Raw genomic sequence first — 26,350 nt, forward strand, 5'->3', positions numbered from 1 at the left:
AAAAATTAATCCCGTGTTTTTATTCACGAGGTTATTCATATTTTTGGATTATTTTAGATTTTTTACCAGCAACTAATTGCTTAATATCAGTCGTGCATGATGCGGCTGAATTGGGCGGTTATTGTGGCCCATGTAGGTGGTCAGCACTGCCTCTTGCTGAGCCGACAAAACTTGCGGCTGTTTCAGCACCAACCAACGAACCCCTTCAGTGCATGGCGGCGTAGTTAACGAGCCATTAAATCGATAATAATCAGCTGCTTGTGGCAATAGTTCACCCACTGAGAATGTCGTACTCAGCGGCTGTAATTGACCCGGTTTCGGCAATGTCGCCGTCAGTTGATTCAGTGCCGTATTCGCTTCACCCACTTCAAACATCACCGCCAACACTGCCAAGTGGCCTTGTGCGTCCGCATTCACAAAATGTGCTTCCATTGGGTATTGATGACTGTTGATGAGGTTTTCAGACGGCGTGTGGAAATGGAACTGCTGCAACGTGAACGTTTTGCCATCCACGGTCAGCGTGTTATCGCCGCTGACACTGGCCTGCAAGGTGTGCCCATTGTTGGTTAACGCAGTGACCGTACCGGTATAATGCACCGTTAACGGGGCCAGTTTGGCGCTGACCGTCTGCGTGATATCGATGGGGCTTTGATTGACCCCAGCGGCGCACACAGACGACACGTTCCCCCAATGCGTCGGGCCATGCTCGCCCTCATATCCCCACTCTGATGCATGCGCATTGACTGCGCACAGTGCGCTCACGGCCATCGCCAGACCTAATGTTTTCATGATACCTCCTTTTATGTGATTGAATTGCCTCGGGTGATTGCGTGATCCCGTGGGCAAACGCTGCATAGTAATGCCCCTTTTTATGCAGGGCGTATGCTGAAACATTAGATTGAGGCGTGAAATTGGAAGGGTGTTCTCAAAGCTTCAAAGATGGGCTGATTTTGGCAGGTTAACGGCAGTTTTTTTATGAATTGTTATTATTTATCAGTGAGATAAATATAAATAAACCTCAAGTTATCGGTTGGCGCGCGTGATGTGTTCATTTTTTGTGTTCGTTTTCTGCGCGCCAAGTCGGTTCACGTGATTAAAAGTGGTAACGGATGCCGGCGTAACCGGTGCTTAATGTGACGTCAAAGTCTTCGACATCGACTTGTGCCGCGCGATAACCCACGTGCAGATCCACATGTTCGTTCAATAACACGCCAAATTCAGCGCCGTATTGGAACGCAGCTTCTGATTTTGAGGCTGAAACACCGTACTGCGTGGCGGTTGCATCCAGATCGATGGTACCCAAACCGGCAATGAGGGCGACGTACAGATCGGCATGATCATATGAAACGATGAATTTTGGACGCACGTTGATGAAAAATGCATCGCCTTCCACGTCAAGTTGGTCGGCAAAATTCACTTCACCGAAATGGCGGTACTCAAGTTCGACCCCCAATTTCACCACTTTGTGGGTGTTAAATTCATAGCCAGCAAGCAGGTTATAACCAAAATCACCGAAATCTCCGGTTTCGTTGGTCGACAAACTGCCGTATTCGATCTCTGCATTGTTGTATACGCCCAGCCCAGCGCCGACGTAAATGGTGCCGTTGGATTTTTCTTTCGTGCGCGGGGTGTCTTCGGTTTGAGCGATGGCGGCAGAGCTGATGCTCAGCATCGCCAGAGCAGACGCGAACCATGGATTGAAGTGCATAGTTTCCTCTGAATAGATTGTGTTTTGGGTGACGACGATGGCGTCATCTATGAAGTGGCGTAACGATAGCATAGCTCTTTGTTGAGTATGCAATTGATTGTTATAAGAATGACTAAGGCAACAGATGGGGTGAACGTCCACGTGGCGTTACAGTGCGTTGTTTTGTAAATAGTGCGTTGTTTTGTAAATGATGTGTGATGGCGATGAGGCAAACAGGTGCAATGCCTCATCGCGGGAGGTGGTTTGGCGCGTTATTGGAGGGGGCACATGCCGCTTTCACTGGCCAGCAACAACGTCAGTTCGGCGGCAGAGATCGCGACGCAGCCTGAGGTGTTCTGACCACACCACAGCGGTGAGAAATCGTCACGGCCGTGAAGTTCGGCCAATGCACGCAGCGCCGACATCTCGGCTGAAGCATAAGGAAACTGCGGTGCCAGCGCAGATAGATAGCCCAAGTCGCGCATGGCTCGGTTGACAATGCCGCGTGCTGGTCGTCCGGAAAACAGATTGGTTAAGGCGGTGTGCTCAGCGCGAGGTGTGGCAATCGCTTGGCGATGGAGTGGGGACGTCTTGGCTTCACTGCACAGCAGATACGCTGTGCCCAGTTGCACCGCTTCAGCGCCCAGTGTCAGCGCTGCTTTGATCCCTCGGCCATCGGTAATGCCCCCAGACGCGATGACCGGAATCCGCACGTTGTGGGCAATTTGTGGCACCAACGCCAAGGTGCCAAGCTGGGTGGTGACGTCATCGGTTAAAAACATACCGCGATGGCCGCCCGCTTCAATACCCTGCGCGATAATGGCATCCGCGCCATGTGCTTCTAGCCACAACGCCTCTTGCAATGTGGTGGCCGAAGACAACACTGCGCAGCCCCACGATTTCACGCGCGTCACTAATTCAGGGCTGGGCAACCCAAAGTGAAAGCTGATCACGCGAGGGTGATACGGCTCAATGGCATCGGCGATGTCATGGCTAAACGGTAAACGGCTGGCGCCGCCGCTGTGATGTTCGGGCGCGCTGCCGAGTTCGTCAAAGTAGGGACGTAGCGTCTCGCGCCACACGCCCTGCTGCTCAGCATCGTGTGGCGGCATGGTATGGCAGAAAAAGTTGAGGTTGAACGCTCTGTCGGTTGCCGCCTGCATCATCTTGATTTCGCTCTCGATTTTATCAGCGCTCAGCATGCCGCAAGGCAGCGAACCCAAGCCTCCGGCGTCACACACCGCGATGGCCAACATGCTATCTTGCACGCCTGCCATCGGGGCTTGAATGATCGGAAACTCGGCCCCTAACAACTCAGTGATCTTTCCTTTATACATCGTGCTTCCTTGATGAAATCGTTAAACGGCAATAGTCAGTCGGGGAGGGCATCAGCGGTCGCTAACGGCGATTTTTCCTGCCAAACCAATTAACAGCACTCCTGAGACACCTTCCAACGTGCGTGAATAACGACTGGCTTTCGGGCTGCTCAGTAACCAGCTTCCGACCGTGGCATACAACACATTGCACAGCGTCGCCAGTAGGCTAAACACTAGGCCGAACGTGAACAGTTGTAGGCTGGCCGAACCGGCCGCAAGGTCGATAAACTGAGGTAAGAAAGATAAAAAGAACAGCGCCACTTTAGGGTTCAGCACGCTGACAATCATGCCTTGCATGAAGATGTTCTGTGGTGCTTGGCTGTGTGTGTCGACGTTGAGCTGGCTGCCGCCTTTCCACATCGCGAGGAGCGATTTCACGCCGAGGTAGATCAAATAAGCAGCACCGAGCCATTTCACGACACTAAATGCCAGCGCAGAGCTTAAGATCAATGCCGACAATCCCAAACAGGCTGCCAGTGTGTGCACCACATAACCGACCCCGAGGCCGAGCGCCGCTTTCATCCCTGCGGCCATCTTGCCTTTCATGGTATTGGATACGATATAAATCACATCGGGGCCGGGGATCAAATTAATCGACAGACAGGCGATCGTAAATAGTAATAACGTGTGGTGTTCCATTCCTAAGCTCCATGTGGTTTGACACCGATTAACGTTGCGTGATGACTGGAAATGAGTCAAATAGATTGTGATTTAGGCGATTGAAACTTTGATAGCAACGACAACATGGTGCATAAAATACGACGCATTGCAGCGCAAAGATCAACGGCTTGCGCAGATGGTTTGGTGTTCGCGGCTGAGAGATGGCTTTGAAGTGCGCTTTCTACCTCAAGGCACAATTTACAATGTAAAACGTACTTGAAAGCGCAGCATTTCGGCGCTGCGCTGTTTTGCTTTGTCACGAATGGCATCGGCGCCGCTGCTTTCAGCGCCTAAAATAGGATGGTTCACCCCATAGATTGTGGTAAAGTCCGCGCCTGCGTTATCCCGCATTTTTATTGTTTCTATTGCCTCTTCAACCCAAAGCACAAGGTGTCGCCAATGCCATTTTCTACTCTCTCATTGAGTTCTGAGCTGATTCACGCACTGCCAAAAGACGTCAAGCAGCCGACCGATATTCAAGCGCTAGCGATTCCCGAACTGCTGGCCGGCAAAGATGTGTTGGCACTGGCGAATACTGGCAGCGGCAAAACGCTCGCTTATGCTTTGCCGTTGTTAGACAAACTCCACGCAAATCCTCAGCAAAAAGCGCTGGTCCTTGTGCCAACGCGTGAGCTGGCAATCCAAGTGAGTGAAGCGATCAATCAAGTTGGTCAAGCATTTGAACTCAACGCCGTGTGTTTGTGTGGCGGCGTTGATAAAGCGCTACAACAGCAGGCGCTCGCGACAAATCCTCATATTTTTGTCGCGACGACTGGTCGTTTGGTTGATCTGGTGAATCACGGCTTGGATTTGAGCCATATTCATACCCTCGTATTGGATGAAGCGGACCGTTTGCTAGACATGGGCTTTTGGCCGGATGTACAAAACATCGCGATGCAAACCGCCAATCAGCGCCAAACGGCAATGTTCTCAGCGACCTTTTCTGAAGCGTTGAAGGAAAAAGCGAAGCAGTTGATGCACGCACCCAAACAGGTGGCCGCGCATCAAGAAAATAGCACCAATCAAGACATCACTGAAACGCTGTTTTTAGTCAATAAAGGTAGTAAAACCAAAGTGTTGATTGAACTTATCCAACAAAATGCTTGGACGCGAGTGTTGGTCTTTATCGGTGCGAAAGAGAACGCCGATGGCTTAGCGAAAAAGCTCAATAAAGCGGGGGTGTCGACCACTGCGCTGCATGGGAATAAGAGTCAAGATGAGCGAGAAGAAGCGCTGGCTCAATTTAAATCCGGTCAGGTCAACGTATTGATCGCCACGGATCTGTTAGCGCGTGGCATTCACATTGAACAGCTGCCGGTTGTGATCAACTTTGAACTGCCCATGCATGCTGAAACATACGTTCACCGAGTGGGGCGTACCGCCCGCGCTGGCGAGCAAGGTGTGGCGATGTCGTTGGTCTGTCATGGTGAAATGAACGCACTGAACGCGATTCGTCATCTCACTCAACGTGCATTACCCGTGCAAGATTTAGCAGGCTTTCCTGTAACAGACAAACCGTCAACAGGTGAGAGCAAACGCGCGCCACGTGATAAAAAGGCCAACCGCCGCACCAACAATAAGAGCAGCATTAAACAGTTTCAGGGGAAGGTGAAACGCCCAGCGCCGAAAAGCAAATAAACGAACAGCCACGCCGCTATGTTTCTACACCTCGAGCTGCCATGCTTCTCCACCTCGAAGTGAGCTGCGTGGCTCTGACTCGGTGGCGATTCAAGTGTCCGGTGCACGGGCACCGAACCACTCAATCGACGGGGATGGGTTATTTCAGCAAGCTGGCGTAGATCTGCAAGCCTTGCGGGGTGAGTGAGTACACTCGGCCGTCTTCTTTGGCAACCAAGCCGCTGTTCACCAATTGACGCAGGTGGAAGTTAAATTTGGTGTGATCTTCAATGCCAACCATGCGGCACAGATCCATAAACTTCACTTTACGATGCAATTTGAGCTGTTTGACCACCGTGCGGCGAATCGGGTTCGACAGCGCGCTGAAAATCTGATCGTGCTCGCTTTCGGCGATGTCCGCTTTCGGTGCGTGCTCTGCGTGGACGCGCTTCAGAGTGACCGATAAAGCCGCGAGATTAAATGGCTTAGTCAGAAACTCATCGGCGCCTTTTTTCATCGCATCAACGGCGATATCGACAGTGGCAAATGCGGTGGTGATGATGATGCCGATGTTTGGCTGCAAACGACGCAGCGACGTTAACGCATCAATGCCCGTCATGCCGCCCATCACGACGTCGAACAGCGCCAAATCAAACGGCTGTTTAGCGGCGATATCGAGCGCGTCTTCGGCGTTGTCACAGGCCGTGACAGCGAACGATTCTAACGTCAGCGCTTCGACCAGCACTTCGCGTAGCTGTGGATCGTCTTCTGCGAGTAACAGTTGTAACGTCATTGCATTTTCCTCGGGATACGAACTTCAACGGTCAGTCCATTATCATGGTTATACAGTAAGAGTTCGCCGTTGTGTTGCGAAATAATTTGTTTGCATAGTGCCAATCCCATGCCCGTACCTTCGCCTTTGGGCTTGGTGGTGAAAAAAGGCTGGGTCGCTTTAGCGAGTAGTGCATCGGGCATGCCGCCACCGCAATCGGTCAACGTCAGGATGGCATTGAGCTTATTTTGAAAGCCTTGAATACGCAGCGATTTGTGGGTTGTGCTCGCATCCACACTGTTGCCAATCAGGTTGGTGAACACTTCTTCGAGCAGGCCTGCATCACCATAAACGCTCAACGTGCTGTCGACATTCACCAAGACATCAAAGCCTTCCAAACGATATTGATTGAGCGACAGCGCTTGATCGACGATTTCGGCCAACCGAACCGGTTGACGATGGATCGCTTTGTGGTGCGCGTAATTGAGCACTTCTTGGCTGATCTCCGCCGCGCGTCCTAAACCGTAACGAATGCGGTCGATTTGGCGTTTGTGATTGCTGTCGTGCGCCAGTTGATGTTCGAGCAAATCGCAGCTCATCAGCGCACTGCTTAAAGGCGTTTTGATCTCATGGGCGATGGCGGAAGTCAGTTCGCCCAACTCGCGCAGTTTGGCATCTTGCAGCGAGAGCTGCAGCGCGGATTGCAATTGCTGATCGTGCTCTTGATCGAACACGCGCATCGCATTCCACAAACTGAGCAAAATCCCATATCCGCACAGCAATCGAATGATCTGCACCCACAACGCCGCGTCGTCGGTCAAAAAGCCGGTGCTAAAGGCATAGGCAATCAGCGCCACCCCCAGCAATTTAAACGCGCCGGGTGAGCCAAATCCTTCAAATTCAACTCGGTCGGCATAACTGTAAACCGCAAGCCCCGCCAATGAGCTAAAGCCCAGCCCCAACACCCAACGAATGTGGTTGCTGGCGTAATGGATAAACACCGGATACGCATAGTGATGATGCAGCCAGTACACACTGACCACAAACACGAACAGAAACAAGACGATGGCTTTTTTGATCAGCGTGATTTGGCGTTGCGACCACATACTCAAAGGCAACATGCGCCAAGCAAAATAGGCCAAAGGCAGAAACGATAAGCCCAGTTTTAACACACGAAAGGTGTCGATGCCGCGTGTCAGAATGAATTCATGTTGATAGAGATCGAAATAAAGTTCAGACCAAATATGAAAGGCGTGGACCAAGCCAAACAGGGCAAAAATAGGCAGTAATTGGGCAATTCGATTGCTACTGTTTTTTAGGTTTCGCGAGAATATGGCGAAAGCGGCGGCGAAAAAAGCCAGCCCTGAAAGCAGATAGAGTTTGAAAATGATGAGCATGTCCATTGCGCGAGTCTAAATGACATAAATGCGACTATCAATTGAGGAAATTGCTCAAAACATCACAGTTAGATTGCAGGAATCGGTATTGTAGCACGCCGCTTGCACAGGCTTGGGGAATTGAGGGGCGGGCAGGGAATTGACCCAGCGGCGTTCGTGACAATCCGCGAGTGGCCACGAACGCTCATGTGTTGCTATCGGTGGACGGGTTCTATCAGGCATCGCGGTGGCACCAAGTCTGCTGCGATGCCAAGGACGTTTTACTTGGGTGGATAGTAGCCAAGGCGCATGCCGCCCCAATGGCGTCCATTCACCATCACCGGCACCGAAATATCATGCATCACTTCGCCCGTGTCGCGTTTATAGGTTTGCAGCAACATGGTTTGCGTGTGCTTGCCGCAGCGCAGGCCGACGCGGTCACCAAAAATTCGTTTGGTGCGATTGCGCGCCATGTCGACTTTGGGATCGCCCGTCAGGGCTTGGCAAAATTGGTTGTTGTGGGTGGGCACGTAACCGTGATCGTCCGTGGCAATGGCGTAAACCATTTCGCGGCGCTGTTGGATGACTGGTTCTTGCAGCTCAGGCAACACGGCATCGCAGTATTGATCAAATGCGGTGTGATATTTGGCCGGCGAAGTATTGGCGATGGGTTGGTGCTGGCGGTCAAACAGTGCCTGTTCGGCGATTTTGCCAGATGCAATATCGGCTTCAAAACGCGCGCCCACGGCTTTCGCCAATCCGGCGGCTAAATCGTAGAACGGACGATGAATACTCTCCTCGAAATGTTCCACCAACACCGCATTGCTGTGTTCGGCGATCTGCATTAATTGCTCGGCTTCGCTTTGTAAATCAGAGAGTTCGTTGTCGCTGTCGGACAGCTCGCCCTGAATGTGTTCAATCGATTCAGCGATTTGGCGCAAGCTGCGTTCGTTGGCAATCACATCCTGGCTGATGCCACTCATTTGCGATTCCACTTCTTGCGATTGGTGGGCGATGCTGTGCAGCCGCTGATTGACACTTTCGACTCGGGTGACACCTTGCTCGACCTTATCGGACAGCGCAGTGATGGTGGCCGTCACTTCCTGCGTCTCATCGAAAATTTGCTGCACAATGCCTGAGACTTCTTCGGTGCTGCGCGAAGTCCGTTCGGCAAGGCTGCGAACTTCATCGGCTACCACCGCAAACCCGCGGCCACTTTCACCAGCCCGCGCCGCTTCAATGGCGGCATTGAGCGCCAAAAGGTTGGTTTGCGCGGCGATGTTTTCAATCACTTCGGCTACCGTTTTGATGCGGTGCACTTGCGCGTCCAACGTTTGAATTTGGGTCACGGACGTCGCCGTTTGCGCGCTGATTTGTTGCATGCCCGCGATGGCGGATTCGAGCTCGCCGCGCCCCGCTTCGCTGGTGTCGCGCATGGTTTGCGTCGCGCTAAGTGCTGATTGCACGCTGGTGGCGGTCACGGCGAGGGTTTCGGTGATCGCATTGGAGGTGTCTGCAATGGTTTGAATGGAGTCGACTTGGCGTGAGGTTTGCGTTTTCACCACATCAATCGCGTACGAGACCTTGGCCGCACTCACGGCGTTGGTGTTGAGTTCGGCGGCAATCAAGGGGGCAATCACCTCCGCCTCGGTTTGAGCTATGTCAGCGTGGGCAGTTGTGTGCCCAACCCGTTGCAACAGCCCCATGATGACGCCGGTGAGAAGAATCAGAGCAGCACTTTCGATGCCGAGCCAAGCGCCACCTGCGGCTGCCAAAATGGCGCAGGCAGCGAGGTTCAAGCCAATACGTTGTTGAGCGGATAGCATACGTTGTCCTAGTCGTTATTATTGTGATTTTTATCCCTGCAGCTCCGTGTTGACGACAACCGTGCCAGCGTTGAAACAGCAGAGTAGCGCCTAAACTATAGCGTGATTTTCATCTGTAGAACGTTGAGCTTGTGCTGCCTTTCACTAAAGTCTAATTGCGCCTCAAAGCAGATATGTTAGGTCGCGATTTGGCGTGCCACCCGCCATTCCGTCTTGTATGCAGACCGTCGAAAACCCAATCATTAATTATTTTCATGTTGAACATGAAGTAATGCCACTTTTATTCATATAACCGCACATGTATAAAAAATACAGCGCTCATAACTCTAAATAATATTGATGGGCTGGTTCATCCAACCCAATCACGCCGCCCACATCGCATAACAACCGTGAAATGGACGAAGCGCAGAAAAGTCACTCAGGTTTAGCTCAGCAATAGGAAGGATGATTACCATGAATACAGGCTTTAAATTTACGATTAACAGTGTGGTCTTTGATGAGAATTATCATCCTTCTGATAGCACACGTATTACCACGAACTTCGCCAACTTGGCGCGCGGCGAAAGCCGTCAGTCGAACCTGCGTAATGCGTTGAAGATGATTGATAACCGCTTCAACGCACTGGCGAACTGGGACAATGCCAGCGGCGATCGTTACTCTGTTGAGCTGGAAATCATCTCGGTAGATTTGGATATCGAAGGCAGCGGCCAAGCATTTCCATCGATTGAAATTCTGAAAACCAACATCCTTGACCACAAAACCAACGAGCGCATTGAAGGCATTGTGGGCAATAACTTCTCCTCTTACGTGCGTGATTATGACTTCAGCGTATTGCTGCTAGAGCACAATAAGAACCAACCGACATTCTCGATTCCAGAAGGCTTTGGCGACCTGCATGGCAAGCTGTTTAAAACGTTTGTGGATTCGCCAACCTACAAAGAAGCGTTTGCTAAACCGCCAGTCATTTGCCTGAGCGTGTCAGACAGCAAAGTCTACGAGCGCACGGAAAATCATCACCCGATTCTGGGCGATGAATACTTGCCAAATGAGTCGTCGCTGACTGAGCAATACTTCAAAAAAATGGGCTTGCAGGTGCGTTACTTCATGCCTGCGAACAGCGCCGCGCCTTTTGCGTTCTTCTTCTTTGGCGATCTGCTGAATGATTACACCAATCTAGAGCTGATCAGCACCATCAGCACCATGGAGACGTTCCAAAAGATCTATCGCCCGGAGATCTACAACGCCAATTCGTCGGCAGGACAACGCTACCAGCCGAACTTAAAGAACCTCGATCATTCCATTACCCAAATCGTGTATGACCGTGCCGAGCGTAGCCAGTTAGCGGTTGAGCAAGGGAAGTTTGCGCACGAACACTTTATCAAGCCGTATCAAACCATTCTTGAACAGTGGTCTGCCAACACACCTTTGTAATTCACTCACATTGATAGAAGCATTGATTATGAAAAAACTACTACCGACTTCAACCGCTGGCAGCCTACCGAAACCGACATGGCTGGCTCAACCGGAAACACTTTGGTCACCTTGGAAACTGCAAGGTCAGGAACTCACCGATGGCAAGCACGACGCACTGCGTGTGTCACTGCAAGAGCAACAACAGTCGGAAATCGACATCGTCAGCGATGGCGAACAGACGCGCCAACACTTTGTGACCACCTTTATTGAACACCTGAGCGGCGTTGATTTTGAGAACCGCAAAACGGTCACCATTCGTAATCGCTATGAGGCGAGTGTGCCAACCGTGGTGGGACCGGTGTCGCGTCAGAAATCGGTGTTTGTTGAAGATGCGAAGTTCCTGCGTCAGCAAACCGACAAGCCGATCAAATGGGCGCTGCCTGGGCCGATGACCATGATCGACACCCTTTATGATGATCACTACAAGAGCCGCGAAAAACTGGCGTGGGAATTTGCCAAAATTCTGAATGAAGAAGCCAAAGAGCTGGAAGCGGCAGGTGTAGACATCATTCAGTTCGATGAACCTGCGTTTAACGTCTTCTTTGATGACGTGAACGAGTGGGGCATTGCGGCGCTGGAGCGTGCGATCGAAGGCCTGAAATGCGAAACCGCGGTGCACATCTGCTACGGCTACGGTATCAAAGCCAACACCGATTGGAAAAAGACGCTCGGGAATGAATGGCGTCAATACGAGGCAGTGTTCCCGAAATTGCAGCAATCGAACATCGATATCATTTCGCTCGAATGTCACAATTCCCGAGTGCCGATCGAACTGCTGGAACTGGTGCGCGGCAAGAAAGTGATGGTGGGAGCGATTGATGTGGCGACCGACACGATTGAAACCCCCGAAGAAGTGGCCGCTACGCTGCGCAAAGCGCTGCAATTTGTTGATGCAGATAAGCTCTACCCATGCACCAACTGCGGCATGGCGCCTTTGTCACGCGACGTTGCTCGCGGCAAGTTAAGCGCACTTAGCGCTGGCGCGGAGATCATTCGCCAAGAGATTTTGGCCAAATCATAAGCGCCTTTGCACGCTGGGATTGAACCAGTGGCTCCGGTGACTGGACATCTCTAGACTGACGACAAAAAAACGGGCCGAAGCCCGTTTTTTTATCTACATACTCCACAGAATCAGTGCGAGGATTTGCGGCGAGAGGATCCTCAAACACATCACCAATGGGTAGACGGTGGCGTAGGCGAGGGCAGACGCACCGCTCTCTTCGTGAATGGCGTTGGCAAAGGCCAGCGCTGGTGGATCGGTCATCGAACCGGCCAGCATGCCGCAGATGGTCAGGTAGTTGATGTGGCCAAGCACGCGAGCGAGAATACCGACGGTAATGAGCGGAATCGCGGTGATCAAGACGCCATAACCCATCCAACTCACGCCGTCGCCTTGCACCAGCGTTTCGACAAAGTTACCGCCGGATTTAAGCCCGACCACGGCCAGAAACAGCACAATGCCGATTTCACGCAGCGCTAAGTTGGCGCTCGGTGGCATAAACCAATACATCTTCCCGATGCTGCCAATCCGAGCGAGGATCAGCGCGACAATTAGCGGGCCGCCCGCCAATCCCAGTTTGATCGCGGCAGGGAAACCCGGTAGATAGAACGGAATCGAACCCAGCAAAACCCCTAAACCGATCCCGACGAACACGGGTAGCATTTGCACCTGTTGCAGCTTTTGGTGGGCGTTACCCACCATGCCGCTAACCGCTTCAATTGCTTCCTGACGGCCAACCAGATTGAGAATGTCACCAAATTGCAGGGTTGAATTGCTGGTGGGCACCAGTTCGATACCCGAACGGTTTAAACGGGACACGACCACGTCGTATTTTTCTTTCAAATCCAGATCGCGCAGCTTCTTGCCGAGCACAATTTCATTGGTGACGACCAAACGTTGCACGCGCAGCGCTGTGCCACGAGTCGACAGCGACGCATCAACTTCTTCCCCAATCACCAACCGCGCTCTTTCGAGGGCGTTTTTGTCGCCTACTAAGTGCAGTAAGTCGTTCACTTCCACGCGTGAATCCGGTTTGGGAACGTGCAGTGTTTCACCCCGTTTGAGGCGCGAACATACAATGTCACCTTCGCTCAGCGCCGGAATATCTTGCAGTTGCAAACCATTCAGATTGGGGTTTTTAACGGCGACGTTGATGGTGTGCAGATTCTCTTTTTTGTGGCCGTTGTGGGTTTCAAACTCGTCCGCTTCACTGTTGACGTTGACGCGGAAAATCATGCGAAGCAGCCACATGGTGATCAAAATGCCGCAGATACCAAATGGGTAGGCGATGGCGTACCCCATGCCGGTGAGGTCGAGTAAGTTGCTCTCTGCACCCAGTTCGGTGAGGATTTGTTGGCCAGCACCGAGGGAGGGCGTGTTGGTGACTGCTCCGGAAAAGACGCCTAACATGACGGGCAGTGGTACATCAAACAGGTAATAAAGCGCAACGCTCACCACGCAACCGAGCAGAACAATGAGGGCCGCAAAGCCGTTGAGTTTGAGCCCGGAACTTCTCAGTGAAGAAAAGAAACCGGGGCCGACCTGAATTCCGATGGTGTAAACAAACAGAATGAGGCCAAACTCCTGAATGAAGTGTAAGGTTTCGTAGTTGAGTTGAACGCCCCAAGAGCCGGTAAAGTGACCGACCAGAATGCCGCCAAACAGCACCCCACCGATCCCCAAACCGACGCCATACACGCGCCAATTCCCAATCCACAGACCCAACACCGCTACCAGCGCAAGAATACTGATAGAGAGTGCGATATCACTCATAGCGAGTCTCCTGATCAATTAAAAATCATGGCGGGCAAACGCGATTGAACAGCAGACAGGGGTAGGCGTAAGAACTGCGAGAGTAAAACTGCAAGCGTGGTTAGGTCTACAGCTGAGGGGTTCAAATACGGAGACTCAATGGCTGTCGTCCGTTTTGTTGTTGCCCTGAACTGATTACCAGTAATACTGCAATGGTGCATAAAAGTTAACCGTGGTTATGCAAAATTGTGCACCTTGGCGGATATTGGTTCGCTGTGATAAATCTTTGTTAATTATAGGTAAATGGCGTTTATAAAAAGGGATGAAAGTGAATAAAATGCGACGTGAATGCCAGCCATAATTAGACAACGAAGTGTGTGAGCGATGACGGTTTTTACGCCGTCATGCGCCGTTGAAAATTGGAAAATTAGAGACAGGTTTTGCGCGGCTTAGTGGTTGCGGATCTTACTTTGCCAGTAGTGGTACAACCCGTCGATGTCGCCGGACGTCAGCAGTTTCATCGCCCCCTTGAGCTGCGCATCTGGCCAATGCCACCATTGCATCTCCAAGAGTGTTTCGATCTGTTCGGGCGTGAAGCGGAAACGAATGTGTTTCGCGGGATTGGAACCGACGATTTCATACGGCGCGACGTTTTTAGTCACCACCGCACGGCTGGCAATTACGGCACCATCGCCAATGGTCACGCCGGGCATGATCATCGCTTCTGAACCAATCCACACATCATTACCAATCACGGTATCGCCAGCGCGAACAAACCCATCGTCGGCATCGGTAAAGGCATCGTCGTCGACATAAAAGAACGGGAAAGTGCTGACCCAATCGGTGCGATGGCCTTGATTGCCTGCCATCATAAAGACTGCACCGGAGCCGATGGCGCAGAACGCGCCGATGATCAGCCGATCCACATCTTCGCGATCGGGGTTTAAATAGCGCACGCAATCGTCGAAGCTGTGGCCGTGATAATAACCGGAGTAATAGCTGTGGCGACCCACGTGAATGTTAGGATTGGTCACCTGTTCGGTGAGCGGTTGACCTGAAAATGGGTTGTCAAAGTAGTTACTCACAACGATTCCTTAAGACGGTTTTAGACGACGGTATTGCGTGGCCGTGCCACTTAACACGTCGGAAAGTGTAAACGATTAAGCTGGCCGTTGACCACTGGCGTGCTGCAACAGTTGGCTTATCAGTTCTGTGGTGACCGCCGGTTCGCCCAATTGGCGACAGTTCTCAATCACTGGGCCACAGATTTCGTGAATCTCCATCGGGCGGCCTTTTTCACGATCGACCAGCATAGAGGTTTTGATCGCATCAAACTGACAAATGAGATCGAACATCGCATCGACGTCTTGCTCGGTCATGGTTACGCCAGCCACACTTGCCGCGCGTGCCGTTTCCTGCATGATGGTGTGAATGGTACGGCGCAGCACCGGATCGCGCGTTACCACGCCAGTGTCTTGCATGGTCAGCGCGGTGATGGGATTGACGGCGTTATTAATCATCAGCTTGCGCCACAAGGCGTAACTCACGTCGTCATACAATTGGTTGGGAATACCCGCGTCAAGGAAGATGGCCGCAAGCTGTTCCAGCCATGGTTGTAGGGCCGGGTTGTGTTGTACGTTGGGCCAGGCGCCAAAATCGATTTGTGCAATGCCTGTCGCTTCCACCACACCGGGGCTGAGCACATGGGCACCAATTTTCACCGCCAAGCCACCAATGGTACGTTCGACGCCGAGCGCCTCGGCAATCACTTGTTCGTTGGTCACGCCGTTTTGAATCGACAACATCGGCACTGAACTGCCCGCCAACCAAGGCTGCATTTGCGCCAAAATCGGTGCGGTTGTGCTGCCTTTTGATGCGAGGATTAGCAGATCGAAGTCCGCTGCGTTCTCCTGCTTGCAAAGGCCCGCGACGTCGGTGGCGTTCACGCGGCCGTCAAACGAGAAATCAGGATGGCTGAGCGACAAGCCTTGGCTTTGCAAGGCATCAAGGTGAGCGCCTCGGGCTACCAAAACCACATCGTGACCAGCATGTAGTAAACGCGCTGCGTAGTAACATCCAATGCCGCCAGCGCCTAAAATCGCGAATTTCAAGGTTCTCCTCCTGAATGACCTTATTTATATTAGAGTCAACAGGTTACCCCTTATCGGAGTATGCGGCCAGCGGTTTCAGTCGACAAAATCTGCTTTAAAACGCCGCAGAAAGGGAGAATAATTTGTCGTCTCTCATTCAGGATCTCAACCCACAGGAGTGGATGATGAATTCGGACTTGCGTTGTTTCTTTGCACTGACCTTTGCAGCCGAGGAAAAAGCCCAGCTTCGCCGCGAGCGCGAGCGGCTCAAAACTCATGCCACGAAAGGGACGTTTACGCACAGCGATAACTTTCATCTCACATTGGAATTCATTGGTGAGGTCGCAAGTGAGCATTTACCCACGCTGAAAGGCTTATTGCATGAGCTTGAATGCGCGCCGATGACACTTCATGTCGACCATCTTGGCCATTTCCATATCAAAGGTCGCCAACTGATTTGGCTGGGTGTGACCCAACAACATGACTTGATGGCTCTGCAAGCAGCGCTACGCATGAAGCTCGCTGACACCCCCTTTCTCCCAGAAAATCGACCTTATGTGCCGCACATTACGTTGGGACGGCACGTGATGCTCGATACCCGTTTGAGCGACATACCGATGGCGCCGTTGACGCTGGTGGTGCATTCCGTCGCATTGATGGAAAGCAAGCATGTTGACAACAAGCTGATCTATGACGTGCTAGAGGAAATTCGTTTGGTCGACTGAGCCGCCCGTATGTACCATGGGTGGCGGTGTGCTGCTTAGTTCTCGCCCTTAGTTTGAGTGCGGCGTCGCTGCAATTGGCCGTTGGTCTTCGTGCGTTGGCTTGTTAAGATGACGACCTCAACCCTGTAACCGATATCCGACCCCATGAGACTAGACAGCCGCCTTTCCCGTGTTTTGCACATCCTTTTGCATTTGGTGAAACAACCAATGACGTCGGAGCAATTTGCGACCATGCTTGGCACCAACGCGGTGGTGATTCGTCGCACAATGGCGGGGCTGCGAGATGCGGGGTATGTGACCTCAACCAAAGGGCAGGGCGGCGGCTGGACATTGTCGTGCGACCTCCAGCGCGTGACCTTACTCGATATCTATCAGGCGGTTGGCGAGCCGAAGATTTTTTCGATCGGCTTTGACAACGTCAACCCCAATTGCGTGGTTGAAAAAGCGGTGAATGCGTCGTTGCGTGATGTGTTGCACGAAGCGGAAGTGCTGCTGCTGACTCGCTTTTCTCAAATCTCTCTGGCGGATCTCAGTCAAGAATTTATCGCGCAACTGGAATAATCCCCGCATCCCCTCTGTTTAAAAAATAACCTTAATTTTTTTGGCGTTGATCTCGTTTATCTCCTAACGTAACATTTTGAGTTACATTAGGAGGCGTCATGATGAATACACTATTTGATCAAGAACTGTTACACGGTGTTTGGGTTTGTTTGGTGCTGGCGATCAGTGCATCGAGCATTTCCATCACCATCACACAAACCGAGTTGTTTGCGCCGCTGCGCGCGTTCACTGAGCGTTTGGGGCACATGATCGGTTACCTGTTTCGCTGTTTTTACTGCATGAGCCACTGGGTGGTGATTGCTGGCGTTGTGGTTTATCAACCGGTGGTGGTGCAAAGCCCGTATTGGCCAGTGGATCTGGTGGTTTCCACGTTTTTTGCCATCACGCTGAGCAGTTTTTTCAGCGGTCTGATGTTTCAGGTGTTTCAGGCGGCGATGGGTAAAAAAATCAAAGAGCTTGAAGTTCAAGCGCTGATGGCGGCTGCGGCCAGCAATACATCCTCGGCCGTCAAGGCGGAGAAGGCTAAGGCATAAATCTGCCTGTTGTGAAAGGAGGCTGTGAGTGCTGTTGAAGCGCGACACGGCCTCCTTGCGTCTCGCGAGTGGTGATTGAACTACACTGTAGAAGGGATTCACCGAAACAAGTGAGAAAGACGATGAACAATTGGATCATGGCAGGGTTGATTGGCTTAACCTGTAGTTTCTCGACGTTGGCCTTGGCAAACCACCACGAAAAAACCGAAGGGATGATGGATGACGACGACATGGGCGCCATGCATCAAACCATGGGCATGTCTGCTGAAGAACGTGAAGCGTACAGGATGAAACTCAACGCGTGCGAAAAAGAGGGCCACAGTACCCAAACGTGTGAAGCGAAGTTAGATCGCAGCCTTGGCAAAGCGGGTTCGATGCATCAAATCGACGAAGACAAAGCCAAATCGATGGACAAAGGAAAGTCCATGGAAAAGGCCAAGTCGATGGATAAAGCGAATGCCAAAGGCATGTCCGCAGAGGAGCGTGAAGCGTACATGACGAAACTCAAAGCGTGTGAGAAAGATGGCCGCAGCGCAAAAGAGTGTCAGGCGAAACTCGATAAACAGATGAACAAAGACAAAATGATGAAAAAAGAGAAGGACAAAAAAGACAAAACCTATTGAGTGTCCATCGGCATCTTGAGGGCGAACATTAGGTTCGCCCTTTGTTTTTCAGTGGCTTAACAATTCATGGATGCCTCATGTCGCCAAGCATGGCACAATGGCGCACTCCATTTTAGGATCACGAGCTCATGAACGATCTCCACCTCTACGTGGCGGCGATGTTGGATTCAACGCCAGCGCTGACGATTGCCGAACGCACCACAAATGAAGACACCACGCAAGACGACCAAGGTGAGCGACTTTACACGCGCGAACAAACCGTGACGTTTACCAATGGTGTGGTGATCCATCAATCGATTGAACAAGCATTCGATGTGCAGCCCAACGATGCCGTGTGCGCCGAATGTTGGATCAGCTATCGTGTCGTGAGCGAGCCGGAAACGATGAATATTACGCCGAAGCGAAAGCATTTTATCAATGCGTGTCAGCAGGCGTTTTGGCTCAACATTCGCAGTGCTCAGCAGTAGTTGCGGGCTGCACTAGCGTTCGAGACGAACTGGTTTAAGCTTATAAAAAATAATCACCGACAGAGAATAAGAATCAGTGAAAGGCAAAATTACGCGTTGGCATGATGACAAAGGGTATGGCTTTATTACGGCGCCGGATGGCAAGAGTAAAATCTTCGTCCACATTTCGGCAGTGAAACATCGCGCCAAACGACTGGCGAAAAACGACACCGTGTCATTCGATGTAGAGCAGGATCGCAAAGGCCGATTGAACGCCGTGAATGTCGAATTGACTGGGGTTAAAGGGCTGTCAGTCACCGCGTTGTTTGGTGGCACGTTTTTGGTGTTTGTGTCGGGTGCCACCGTTCTATTGGGTGGTTCGGTGCTGTTTATTCCGCTTTATTTGGTGATGAGTGTCCTGACGTACATGGCGTATGCCGGCGATAAACGGGCCGCACAGTTGGGCAATTGGCGCACATCAGAAAATACCTTACATGTGTTGGCGCTCGCTGGTGGTTGGCCCGGTGCGTTAATGGCACAAAGCCAGTTGCGGCATAAATCGAAAAAGCAGCCGTTCAAAACCATTCTGTGGCTGACCATTTTCATCAATATGGCCGGCTTTTTCTGGACGTTCTCTCAGCCCGGACATGACGTGATGAACCGTTTGACCCATTTGATTCTCTAGCGCATCGCGCTTAAAGAATGTGCAAAACGCCCGCGCGATATCAATGCAGCGGGCGTTTTGCGTTTGTAGACTGGTGTTTCGATGACCGAGGATCGAAACCGTGAGCGACAACACTATTCAAGACATCATTGCCAGCTTTACTTCCATTGAACAGGCACTGACCTACTTTGAAATCGACTTTGATAGCCGATTTATCGACGAGTATCGTGAACCTCTGGCCAAACGTTTTTATGGCTATTTACTGCTCGAAAAACCGCAGGATTGGTTTGCAGCGCGACGTGCACTGAAAAACGCTTATTGTAAAATTCAACGAGGGCGGTTGGATCCTCACACGCGTTCGGCGTGCCGTGGCTGCACGTCATGCCAGCGTCGCTGAGTGATTTTTCTGCGGAAAGAATGCGGGGGCGATAGACAAGTGACTGGATTGCATTTGCCTTCATGTCCCTCGCGCTGCGTATAGAGTTTGTGGTGAACGTTTTCTCAATCGCTATCGGTTTGATACAGTGACGCGAAGCCAACCAATAGCCAACTAATAGCCAAGCCAAGAATGACAGGGAGTGTGAATATGAAGCGATCGGTCAAGTGGATGTTGCTCGCCACAGGCGCGCTGTTAGGCGCGTGCACGCAGAGCGATTGGCGCACCGCAAGCCGAGAACCGGCAGGCATTGCGCCCGATCCGCAACACAATCGTCAAGCAGTGATTGAATTTTACGCCGCCGATGCGTTTAGTTGGCGCGGTTGGTTTGCTGTGCATACGTGGGTGGCGGTGAAGCCGCACGATGCCGAGCAATACACGGTCTATGAAGTGATTGGCTGGCGAGTGGATCGCGGTCAGCCTGCGCTGTATCAATATCAAACGGCGACGCCGGATCGTTACTGGTATGGCGCGCATCCTGAAAAAGTGTTGTCGATTCAAGGTGAAAAAGCCGAGCAATTAATCCCGAAAGTGCAGGATGTGGTGGCGCTGTATCCGTGGGCCAACGAATACACCTTGTTCCCAGGGCCAAACAGCAATACGTTTCCGGCATGGGTGGGGCGGCAAGTGCCAGAATTGGGGCTAAAAATGCCGTTTCGCGCCATCGGCAGTGGCTATGGCGAGTAAGAATTTCTCCCGAGTGTGAAAGCGGTTCATCAGGCGACTTTATTTGCGTGAGCGGAGCCGATAGAATGCGCAAAAAGCACAGAAAAGTAGACATCTCATGGCAAAACTTACGCTCCAGGAGCAAATGTTAAAAGCGGGCTTGGTGAACGAGAAGAAATTCAAGAAAGTTACCAAAGGCGCGAAAAAATCTCGCGTTCAATCACGCGAAGTCAAAGCGGCGGTTGAAGAGCAAAAGCGTCAGCAGCAAGAGCGTGACAAAGAACTGAATACGCAAAAGAACGAAGCGCGTCTAAGCAAAGAAATTCAGTCGCAAGTGAAGCAACTGATTGAGTTGAACAAGCTCAACACCAAAGATGGCGACATCAAATACAACTTTACCGACGGCACGCTGGTGAAATCGTTGTATGTGACCTCACTGCTGCGCGAGCAATTGATCAAAGGCATTGTGGCAATTGCGCGATACGAAGACACATACGTGATTATTCCAAGCGTTGTCGCCAATAAAATTGCGCAACGTGATGAGCAAACCATCATCGAGCAACAGGTTGCTTCAAGCGACACGGTGGATGAAGACGATCCGTACGCCGACTTCGTCGTACCAGACGATCTCATGTGGTAATTCACCGCATAAAACAGACAGAAGCCCGAGCAATGCTCGGGCTTTTTTATCTTCGTAAAACGGGATTACAGCAGATCGGTAATGGCAATGCCGACACCAAAGCGCTGCTGATTGTGGTTGTAGTCAATCAGGTTTTCGCCATACCCCGTGGAGTATTTCGCGTAGCCGCGCACTTTACCCCAAATCGGGAAGGTCAACCCCAACTCGGCGTAGCCTTTGTGGGTGGCGAAGTTTTCACGTCCGGTAAAGTTCAGGGTGAGGTTGTCCCATTTATACGCGCCCATCAGCTCAAAGTGCCCCATGTAATCCGTGATGTCTGGGTTGTCATCGCCGTTGGGATCATCAGCGCTGGTTTTGTCATTTTCGGGAATGCGCCACCACGGACGCAGGTTGAGCGCCAAACGATTTTTCTCGTAGGCAAATGAGGCATATACGCGGTTCCAACTGCGCGACAAATCTTGTCGTTGGCCGTTGGACTGATGCTCAATACCAAATCCTAACCAGGTGTTCCCGCCCAGCGGTTTCCAACGGGTGGGCGTGAAGTAAAACAGTTCCGGTTGATAATCGGTTTCGCGGAATGGGCGAGAAATCGATTCTGCATACACCTGCCAGTACGAGCGCAGTGTGAAGCCAAAGAACAGGGCATCATCTTCAAACAGCAGATCGGTATAATTGAGTGGCACTTTAAAACTGATTTGAAACTCCGATTCTGCTTTGCGCAGGCCATCTGCCCAACCCGATTCTTCATACGCTTGTCGGTTGATACTATCGGTGTAGACGATGGGTAAAATGTAGTTCATGCGATGCGCGGTCATCACAAAAGGACGAAATTCGGTGCTTTTTTCTGATTCGCGGCGTTGGCTCAATAGGTCTTCTTTCTGCATCTCGGACGGGGTTTCGCTCATCGACTGACAACGCTGACGCACTTGGTTGATGGTCATTTCACCGCTCTGCGATTGGGTGGCCGTCAACAGACATCGGTCATAGTCACTGAGTTCTTGCGCCTTCAATAAAGGCGACGAGAGTAGCGTTGCCGCTAGCAGTGTCGTCTTCATGGTTGCATCCATGTTGCTTCCTTCGCATTCAATTAAGTTCAACCTCGCTATTATAAAGGCGCTTTGAAAGTAGGACGTAAGAGAATTGTTATTCGAGCGCTAAAAACGATAACTGTGCTGCTTTGCCCCGTGATCATCGATGCATGATGTCGCGTGAGGAAACGGCCATCCACAAAAATATCCTGATTGACATCGAGGGTAACCTGCTCGCATCATGCCGGATTACATTTAGCGAACACGTTCAAAACTTCATCACAATGGTCATGTTAGAATGGTGCGCTTGCAGTGGGTTTGAGAAAAAATGATGTCTAAGTTGTTTAAAATAATGGTTTCGGTGAGCGCGGTATTTTTGGTGGGCTTTGGTGTGCTCGCCTTTCATTCCTACCAGTCGCTGACGTTCATGAATCACGGGTTGCGGTGGTTTTGGGTCGACAGCCAACTGATCAGCTTCAACGATCACGCCATGCAAAGCGCCCGTGAACATCATTCCAATCAACTGATTTATCGTCAGGTGGATATCGGCCATCATCTGGCTGTGTTCCTCAACACCACCAACAATGGTTTCTTTTTGTTTACCTTCGTGAAAGATGCGCCGTGTGATGAAAAGTCACCGATTCAAGCCACGTTACAGGTGAATGAGGCGCCCAGCGAAACGGTGAAGTTCATCTGCCAAACAGCCAACAGCGCTGTGTATCGAATTGCCAAACCTGATTTTCATCAGTTGCAGTTAGCCAACAACGATTTTCAGTTTGATCTCAGCGGGGAGTCTTGGGATTTTGACGCGTTGAAGAAAGATGACTACATGCAACGCAATTATCGTTTCTTTCAAAAACACAGCGGTGAAACGGTGTCCCCATGGGATCGGGACTGAGGGCGTTTGATCCTGCGTCTTCGCAGTAGCGCGTTCTCTAGATAAAAAAGAACCCCAAATATTGGGGTTCTTTGCATTAGGGCCGGTTATTTCCCGGGGCGTAGCACCGCTTTTTTCGGCACTGACCGGGGTTCGTCCAGCAAGCCAATGATCAGCGATGCCGTGGCGATCAAAAGCACGATCGTAAATGGGAAGCCCGTGGTTACCGCCATCGCTTGCGCGGCAGCAAGCCCGCCGCCCAGCAACAAGGCAATCGCCACCAAGCCTTCAAACGTACACCAGAAAATACGCTGCGGTGTTGGCGCATCCACTTTACCACCCGCGGCGATGGTGTCGATCACCAGTGAGCCGGAGTCGGCAGATGTGATGAAGAACACCACGACCAGAACGATACCCACGATCGAGGTGATGCTCGACAGCGGCATGATTTCCAGCATTTCAAATAGCTTCAGTGGTAAATCGGCGTTTTTCACCGCTTCGTAGCCTTCATTCACGAATTGGCTGATGGCGGTGCCGCCAAATGCGGTCATCCAGAATACACACACGGCGGATGGCACCAACAGCACACACACGATGAACTCACGCACGGTACGGCCGCGAGAGACGCGAGCGATGAACATGCCAACGAATGGTGACCATGAGATCCACCATGCCCAGTAGAATGATGTCCAACCTTGTGAGAAGTTGACATCAGGTCGTGCGAACGGATTCGACAACGCAGGCAGATTCGTGAGATAAGCGCCGATGTTGTCAAAGAAACCAAGCAAAATCGCCGCCGTTGGGCCTGCAATCACGATAAACAGCAGGAGCAGTGCCGCCAAGCCCATGTTGATTTCAGACAGCAGTTTCACGCCGCCATTCAGGCCAGCGACCACCGAGATCAAGGCAAACGCAGTGATGACCACAATCAACACGATTTGCGTGGTGTCGGTGAGTGGTACACCAAATAGGAAATTTAAGCCTGTTGCTGCTTGCGACGCGCCGTATCCCAACGAGGTGGCAAGGCCAAAGACCGTTGCGATGATCGCCAAAATGTCGATGATATGACCCGTCCAACCCCACACGCGTTCGCCAAACAGCGGATAAAAAATGGAGCGCATGGTCAGGGGCAATCCTTTGTTAAAGGAGAAGATGGCTAAACCCAGAGCCAATAGCGCGTAAATCGCCCACGGGTGAAGTGCCCAGTGGTAAATGGTGGCAGCCATGCCCAGTGAGCGGGCTGCTTCCACATCGCCAATTGCACCTGCGAGCGGCGCCCAGTCGGTGCGTACGCCGTTTTCAAACACCGGACCTGCCAGTGATGTACTGAAGTGCGACATTGGCTCAGACACGCCAAAGAACACCAGACCAATCCCCATGCCAGCGGCAAACAGCATCGCCAACCAGCCCATGTAGCTGTAATCTGGAGTGGCGTCGGTGCCGCCAATGCGCACGCGACCCAATGGTGAAATGGCTAAACCCAAGCAGACGATGACAAAAATGTTGCCGGAAAGAAGGAAAAACCAATCTAAGCTTGAGGTTAACCAAGAGCGCATGTGAACAAACAGAGGCTCTACTTGTTCACGGAAGATTAAGGTTGCGAAGACGAAAATCACGATCGCCAACCCAGAAACCGCAAACACGCGGTTATGAATATCAAGACCAAATGGCCCTACGGACACAATGACATTGTCCTGTCCGACGGTATAGTCGGTGTCTATGGGCGTTGCTTTTCCGCTTGGATGCGGAATGCCGCCATTATTATCACTCATAGTCCTTCCTATTGCTTTGAATGCATTTACATCACATCGTGACCCGTTTGCTGGCCGGGCATGATGCCCCGGTTTTGTGCCACATCTTGGGCAAAATTCAACGAGGGTTCCATGCAGTGAATGAACGCGTAAGCGTTCGTCCAATGTGCACAAATGTGATATTCAACACGGTATTATATAGAATTTCTGAACTTATTTTGAGGGGGAAATGTTTCAGGAGTGTCATTTTATCTTCTCGATACAAGAATTTATCGTTTTCTCGCACGTCGATAACAATCCATCAGGTTGTGTAAAACAACCCATCAAAAAGGCGAACCCTGAGGTTCGCCTTTTGCGTGTACGTGAAAAACTGATCACAGATAACTAATATGGAAACTAGCTAGCTTTCTAAATCAGCCATCTGGAATACTTCTCAAAAATAACCAAGTTGCAAACTCCCACCGCTTAATGGCAAATGAAGCCATCAGGTTTGGTTAACTAAGTTGAAAACTCTCTTTTCAATAGATCTCTCTCATTTAGAGTGATTGTTCAGTTCGTAAAACCCGAACCGTACTTTGCGAACCGCGAATTTGTAATGAGTCAGCCGCTTGTTTGTGTAAACAACTCAATATGCTCAGGGCTCACTTACCTCAAGCTTTATCATCTTTGTTCTGTATAAATCCAGGAACTAAGGCTCGAATAGAGTCAACATGCTCTAGCTCGTGTCTATTCATCAACTGCAAGTTGAAGGCATGCGGCGGCAAAGAAGCGTTAGGCGTACAGTCTACGTGGAGATCATTGAGCACGTAACCAGCTAACGCTTCATTGGTTGTAATGTTTCGCACGTATTGACCCTCCATACCTAGATCAATAGCTAAGTCATTTCTATTTTCATGCTTAGAGTGCGGTGCAACACTTAAGACAACGTCACGGTTCCAAAGAGTATCGTCCTTTATAGTCTTGTCGTATGAGCTGTCAGTTTGCTGAGCCTTAAGAATTCGACTGATTCTAAAGCACAGGAATTTACGTCTTTTGCTGTCCCAAGCACGGATGTGCCAAGCCCCAAGTCCTTTGAATAGAGAATGAGGCGTCAGGGTTCTAGTCTCGGTGCTAGTTGAGGAACTATACAGGACAGAAATACAGCGCTTATTCAGAATCGACCTTGTGACTTGAGAGACGATATCAATAGATAGTGAGTCCAACACTGTTGCAAAGCTGCTTACACCATAAGTTGTAACTGGAATGGAGTTAAGCTCCTGACCCCATGCTATTAACCTCAGAGCTGCTTCTGGGTCATGCTCAAAAGCTGGGCTAAACGATGCTGACCTCATGTATGCTCGCAGGCTTTCGTTGAAAACCGTGTTGTTGGGAAAACGTTCTTTGTAAGCATTAAAAGAGCGGCTTGCTGTTGCAACGGCAATATCACCGTGCTGAATAAGGTCGGAGCGATTCACTTTCCCAAAGAAGCAGAGATAGAAATCAATAAGCCTTAGTCGTTTGGTTTGTGGAGATTCGACACAACGCACAATGATTACCCTTATCAAAATGAACTGTACTAATTTACTATAACGAATCATTTGATTCCAGTGTAATATGATACTAGTTGATTCTTTGACCGCTAGTAGACATGACACATTTGGCTTTTTTGGGTGTTGAGGCATTTCTATCTTAAACGCAGCCTCTTAACTCTGGTGGAAGTTGGAAGCACAAATAATGGACTTACTTAGTGGCAGCCGAGTCAGTAAGTTTGTTGTAGATCATTCACTAACCG

The 26,350-nt window shown here is 51.0% G+C and carries 27 protein-coding genes; 13 read left to right on the top strand and 14 right to left on the bottom strand.

Annotated elements, in window-relative coordinates; translation table 11 throughout:
• Positions 1-72: 72 nt before the first annotated feature.
• The 5 genes from ACS18Q_RS16515 to ACS18Q_RS16535 form a co-directional block, all read right to left on the bottom strand.
• Positions 73-789, bottom strand: coding sequence for a carbonic anhydrase (locus tag ACS18Q_RS16515; protein ID WP_441258005.1), 717 nt, complete (start codon positions 787-789; stop codon positions 73-75).
• 304 nt (positions 790-1,093) lie between these two features.
• On the bottom strand, positions 1,094-1,708 hold the full coding sequence (locus tag ACS18Q_RS16520; RefSeq protein ID WP_143679496.1) for an outer membrane beta-barrel protein: 615 nt from the start codon (positions 1,706-1,708) through the stop codon (positions 1,094-1,096).
• 251 nt (positions 1,709-1,959) lie between these two features.
• Positions 1,960-3,024 carry an NAD(P)H-dependent flavin oxidoreductase gene (locus ACS18Q_RS16525; RefSeq protein WP_441258006.1) on the bottom strand — a complete coding sequence of 355 codons (1,065 nt, stop codon included), beginning with the start codon at positions 3,022-3,024 and terminating at the stop codon, positions 1,960-1,962.
• A gap of 51 nt (positions 3,025-3,075) precedes the next feature.
• Positions 3,076-3,702 carry a LysE family translocator gene (locus tag ACS18Q_RS16530; protein WP_286281059.1) on the bottom strand — a complete coding sequence of 209 codons (627 nt, stop codon included), beginning with the start codon at positions 3,700-3,702 and terminating at the stop codon, positions 3,076-3,078.
• Between the two features lie 219 nt (positions 3,703-3,921).
• Entirely contained in the window at positions 3,922-4,110 is a 189-nt protein-coding gene (locus ACS18Q_RS16535) for a hypothetical protein (RefSeq protein WP_441258007.1), read from the bottom strand.
• Positions 4,111-4,122: 12 nt separating this feature from the next.
• On the opposite strand from ACS18Q_RS16535, the gene ACS18Q_RS16540 reads away from it, so the two are divergent.
• Positions 4,123-5,361, top strand: coding sequence for a DEAD/DEAH box helicase (locus ACS18Q_RS16540; protein ID WP_441258008.1), 1,239 nt, complete (start codon positions 4,123-4,125; stop codon positions 5,359-5,361).
• Positions 5,362-5,500: 139 nt separating this feature from the next.
• Here ACS18Q_RS16540 and ACS18Q_RS16545 read toward each other — a convergent pair whose 3' ends face one another.
• From ACS18Q_RS16545 to ACS18Q_RS16555, 3 genes are all read right to left on the bottom strand, one after another.
• The gene (locus ACS18Q_RS16545; protein WP_004727747.1) at positions 5,501-6,133 is read right to left on the bottom strand and encodes a response regulator; all 633 of its coding nucleotides are present in this window, start codon (positions 6,131-6,133) and stop codon (positions 5,501-5,503) included.
• A complete protein-coding gene (locus ACS18Q_RS16550; RefSeq protein ID WP_158164164.1) occupies positions 6,130-7,515 on the bottom strand; it encodes a sensor histidine kinase in 1,386 nt (461 codons plus the stop codon). Before ACS18Q_RS16550 ends, ACS18Q_RS16545 begins: the two co-directional genes overlap by 4 nt.
• A gap of 254 nt (positions 7,516-7,769) precedes the next feature.
• On the bottom strand, positions 7,770-9,314 hold the full coding sequence (locus ACS18Q_RS16555) for a methyl-accepting chemotaxis protein (protein WP_441258009.1): 1,545 nt from the start codon (positions 9,312-9,314) through the stop codon (positions 7,770-7,772).
• Positions 9,315-9,767: 453 nt separating this feature from the next.
• Between ACS18Q_RS16555 and ACS18Q_RS16560 the strand changes: the two genes are divergently transcribed.
• Positions 9,768-10,745, top strand: a complete 978-nt coding sequence (locus ACS18Q_RS16560) for a DUF1852 domain-containing protein (protein WP_014258100.1) — start codon at positions 9,768-9,770, stop codon at positions 10,743-10,745.
• 28 nt (positions 10,746-10,773) lie between these two features.
• Complete coding sequence (locus ACS18Q_RS16565; protein WP_014258101.1) at positions 10,774-11,808, top strand: methionine synthase; 1,035 nt, start codon at positions 10,774-10,776, stop codon at positions 11,806-11,808.
• Between the two features lie 93 nt (positions 11,809-11,901).
• On the opposite strand, the gene ACS18Q_RS16570 is transcribed toward ACS18Q_RS16565, so the two are convergent.
• The 3 genes from ACS18Q_RS16570 to ACS18Q_RS16580 form a co-directional block, all read right to left on the bottom strand.
• Entirely contained in the window at positions 11,902-13,560 is a 1,659-nt protein-coding gene (locus ACS18Q_RS16570; protein ID WP_004727753.1) for a putative transporter, read from the bottom strand.
• A 428-nt stretch (positions 13,561-13,988) separates the two neighbouring features.
• On the bottom strand, positions 13,989-14,624 hold the full coding sequence (catB, locus tag ACS18Q_RS16575) for a type B chloramphenicol O-acetyltransferase (protein WP_004727754.1): 636 nt from the start codon (positions 14,622-14,624) through the stop codon (positions 13,989-13,991).
• Between the two features lie 75 nt (positions 14,625-14,699).
• Entirely contained in the window at positions 14,700-15,650 is a 951-nt protein-coding gene (locus ACS18Q_RS16580; RefSeq protein ID WP_283513616.1) for a ketopantoate reductase family protein, read from the bottom strand.
• Between the two features lie 122 nt (positions 15,651-15,772).
• On the opposite strand from ACS18Q_RS16580, the gene thpR reads away from it, so the two are divergent.
• The 9 genes from thpR (at position 15,773) to ACS18Q_RS16625 (ending at position 20,923) form a co-directional block, all read left to right on the top strand.
• Complete coding sequence (gene thpR, locus ACS18Q_RS16585; protein ID WP_441258010.1) at positions 15,773-16,354, top strand: RNA 2',3'-cyclic phosphodiesterase; 582 nt, start codon at positions 15,773-15,775, stop codon at positions 16,352-16,354.
• Between the two features lie 144 nt (positions 16,355-16,498).
• Positions 16,499-16,915: an Rrf2 family transcriptional regulator gene (locus ACS18Q_RS16590; protein ID WP_081454243.1), complete on the top strand. Its 417-nt coding sequence runs from the start codon at positions 16,499-16,501 to the stop codon at positions 16,913-16,915.
• 98 nt (positions 16,916-17,013) lie between these two features.
• The gene (locus ACS18Q_RS16595) at positions 17,014-17,448 is read left to right on the top strand and encodes a DUF1360 domain-containing protein (RefSeq protein ID WP_014258105.1); all 435 of its coding nucleotides are present in this window, start codon (positions 17,014-17,016) and stop codon (positions 17,446-17,448) included.
• A 122-nt stretch (positions 17,449-17,570) separates the two neighbouring features.
• Positions 17,571-18,071 carry a hypothetical protein gene (locus ACS18Q_RS16600; RefSeq protein ID WP_441258011.1) on the top strand — a complete coding sequence of 167 codons (501 nt, stop codon included), beginning with the start codon at positions 17,571-17,573 and terminating at the stop codon, positions 18,069-18,071.
• Between the two features lie 128 nt (positions 18,072-18,199).
• On the top strand, positions 18,200-18,538 hold the full coding sequence (locus ACS18Q_RS16605; RefSeq protein ID WP_441258012.1) for a hypothetical protein: 339 nt from the start codon (positions 18,200-18,202) through the stop codon (positions 18,536-18,538).
• A gap of 76 nt (positions 18,539-18,614) precedes the next feature.
• Positions 18,615-19,202: a DUF1294 domain-containing protein gene (locus ACS18Q_RS16610; protein ID WP_004727761.1), complete on the top strand. Its 588-nt coding sequence runs from the start codon at positions 18,615-18,617 to the stop codon at positions 19,200-19,202.
• A gap of 100 nt (positions 19,203-19,302) precedes the next feature.
• Positions 19,303-19,578, top strand: coding sequence for a hypothetical protein (locus tag ACS18Q_RS16615; protein ID WP_014258108.1), 276 nt, complete (start codon positions 19,303-19,305; stop codon positions 19,576-19,578).
• A 189-nt stretch (positions 19,579-19,767) separates the two neighbouring features.
• Complete coding sequence (locus tag ACS18Q_RS16620) at positions 19,768-20,304, top strand: DUF3750 domain-containing protein (RefSeq protein ID WP_441258013.1); 537 nt, start codon at positions 19,768-19,770, stop codon at positions 20,302-20,304.
• 97 nt (positions 20,305-20,401) lie between these two features.
• A complete protein-coding gene (locus ACS18Q_RS16625) occupies positions 20,402-20,923 on the top strand; it encodes a DUF2058 domain-containing protein (RefSeq protein ID WP_038151923.1) in 522 nt (173 codons plus the stop codon).
• Between the two features lie 65 nt (positions 20,924-20,988).
• Here the strand turns inward: ACS18Q_RS16625 and ACS18Q_RS16630 are convergent, their stop codons facing one another.
• On the bottom strand, positions 20,989-21,990 hold the full coding sequence (locus ACS18Q_RS16630) for a phospholipase A (RefSeq protein WP_158141474.1): 1,002 nt from the start codon (positions 21,988-21,990) through the stop codon (positions 20,989-20,991).
• 292 nt (positions 21,991-22,282) lie between these two features.
• Here ACS18Q_RS16630 and ACS18Q_RS16635 point away from each other — a divergent pair, with 292 nt between their 5' ends.
• Positions 22,283-22,849 (top strand): hypothetical protein, encoded by a 567-nt coding sequence (locus ACS18Q_RS16635; protein WP_370447179.1) that lies wholly within the window; start codon positions 22,283-22,285, stop codon positions 22,847-22,849.
• Between the two features lie 86 nt (positions 22,850-22,935).
• Here the strand turns inward: ACS18Q_RS16635 and ACS18Q_RS16640 are convergent, their stop codons facing one another.
• Entirely contained in the window at positions 22,936-24,600 is a 1,665-nt protein-coding gene (locus ACS18Q_RS16640) for a BCCT family transporter (protein ID WP_004727768.1), read from the bottom strand.
• A 629-nt stretch (positions 24,601-25,229) separates the two neighbouring features.
• Positions 25,230-26,156, bottom strand: a complete 927-nt coding sequence (locus ACS18Q_RS16645) for a WYL domain-containing protein (RefSeq protein WP_441258014.1) — start codon at positions 26,154-26,156, stop codon at positions 25,230-25,232.
• Between the last annotated feature and the right edge of the window lie 194 nt (positions 26,157-26,350).

The sequence above is a fragment of the Vibrio sp. Vf1514 genome, assembly GCF_052076135.1.
Taxonomy (GTDB): Bacteria; Pseudomonadota; Gammaproteobacteria; order Enterobacterales; family Vibrionaceae; genus Vibrio; species Vibrio furnissii.

Bases quoted from the DNA above. Each gene is read 5' to 3' on its own strand.
- ACS18Q_RS16515 (WP_441258005.1), bottom strand. From the start codon at position 789: ATGAAAACATTAGGTCTGGCGATGGCCGTGAGCGCACTGTGCGCAGTC.
- ACS18Q_RS16520 (WP_143679496.1), bottom strand. From the start codon at position 1,708: ATGCACTTCAATCCATGGTTCGCGTCTGCTCTGGCGATGCTGAGCATC.
- ACS18Q_RS16525 (WP_441258006.1), bottom strand. From the start codon at position 3,024: ATGTATAAAGGAAAGATCACTGAGTTGTTAGGGGCCGAGTTTCCGATC.
- ACS18Q_RS16530 (WP_286281059.1), bottom strand. From the start codon at position 3,702: ATGGAACACCACACGTTATTACTATTTACGATCGCCTGTCTGTCGATT.
- ACS18Q_RS16540 (WP_441258008.1), top strand. From the start codon at position 4,123: ATGCCATTTTCTACTCTCTCATTGAGTTCTGAGCTGATTCACGCACTG.
- ACS18Q_RS16545 (WP_004727747.1), bottom strand. From the start codon at position 6,133: ATGACGTTACAACTGTTACTCGCAGAAGACGATCCACAGCTACGCGAA.
- ACS18Q_RS16550 (WP_158164164.1), bottom strand. From the start codon at position 7,515: ATGGACATGCTCATCATTTTCAAACTCTATCTGCTTTCAGGGCTGGCT.
- ACS18Q_RS16555 (WP_441258009.1), bottom strand. From the start codon at position 9,314: ATGCTATCCGCTCAACAACGTATTGGCTTGAACCTCGCTGCCTGCGCC.
- ACS18Q_RS16560 (WP_014258100.1), top strand. From the start codon at position 9,768: ATGAATACAGGCTTTAAATTTACGATTAACAGTGTGGTCTTTGATGAG.
- ACS18Q_RS16565 (WP_014258101.1), top strand. From the start codon at position 10,774: ATGAAAAAACTACTACCGACTTCAACCGCTGGCAGCCTACCGAAACCG.
- ACS18Q_RS16570 (WP_004727753.1), bottom strand. From the start codon at position 13,560: ATGAGTGATATCGCACTCTCTATCAGTATTCTTGCGCTGGTAGCGGTG.
- ACS18Q_RS16590 (WP_081454243.1), top strand. From the start codon at position 16,499: ATGAGACTAGACAGCCGCCTTTCCCGTGTTTTGCACATCCTTTTGCAT.
- ACS18Q_RS16595 (WP_014258105.1), top strand. From the start codon at position 17,014: ATGATGAATACACTATTTGATCAAGAACTGTTACACGGTGTTTGGGTT.
- ACS18Q_RS16600 (WP_441258011.1), top strand. From the start codon at position 17,571: ATGAACAATTGGATCATGGCAGGGTTGATTGGCTTAACCTGTAGTTTC.
- ACS18Q_RS16605 (WP_441258012.1), top strand. From the start codon at position 18,200: ATGAACGATCTCCACCTCTACGTGGCGGCGATGTTGGATTCAACGCCA.
- ACS18Q_RS16620 (WP_441258013.1), top strand. From the start codon at position 19,768: ATGAAGCGATCGGTCAAGTGGATGTTGCTCGCCACAGGCGCGCTGTTA.
- ACS18Q_RS16625 (WP_038151923.1), top strand. From the start codon at position 20,402: ATGGCAAAACTTACGCTCCAGGAGCAAATGTTAAAAGCGGGCTTGGTG.
- ACS18Q_RS16630 (WP_158141474.1), bottom strand. From the start codon at position 21,990: ATGGATGCAACCATGAAGACGACACTGCTAGCGGCAACGCTACTCTCG.
- ACS18Q_RS16635 (WP_370447179.1), top strand. From the start codon at position 22,283: ATGTCTAAGTTGTTTAAAATAATGGTTTCGGTGAGCGCGGTATTTTTG.
- ACS18Q_RS16640 (WP_004727768.1), bottom strand. From the start codon at position 24,600: ATGAGTGATAATAATGGCGGCATTCCGCATCCAAGCGGAAAAGCAACG.
- ACS18Q_RS16645 (WP_441258014.1), bottom strand. From the start codon at position 26,156: ATGATTCGTTATAGTAAATTAGTACAGTTCATTTTGATAAGGGTAATC.